Annotated in this window: 1 pseudogene; it reads right to left on the reverse strand. The window is 39.7% G+C overall.

Annotated features, from left to right (window positions below):
* Window positions 1-64: 64 nt before the first annotated feature.
* Window positions 65-335 (reverse strand): annotated as a pseudogene (locus AB4503_RS25720) (site-specific integrase); the annotation flags it as partial.

The raw sequence follows: 335 nt of genomic DNA on the forward strand, positions 1-335 counted from the left end.
GCTACATCACCGCTTAGCAGCCTTTCTAACGCGTCAACTAGCTTCTTTTTTGTTGTCTGCGACATTATGAAATAACTCCAAATGGGATGAGTAAATCCCTAACTTCATTAAGAAAAACGACAGGCTCATAGTCGATACCTAAATCACCCATAATACGTTCTGCCGCTTGAATTTTAATGTAAGATTCAGAGGCAGTTTGAGGGGTGAGTTCATTATTTTCAATATCGTAAAGCATGTGAATTTCAGCTTCTTTACGCTTTGCTTCAGCAAATACGGCATCCACGATGTAGTCATTCTTGCAATCGACGCATTCAATGAGGTTAACAAGCGTTCTT

Source organism: Vibrio sp. 10N.222.55.B11, assembly GCF_041473705.1.
GTDB classification, from domain to species: Bacteria; Pseudomonadota; Gammaproteobacteria; order Enterobacterales; family Vibrionaceae; genus Vibrio; species Vibrio crassostreae_C.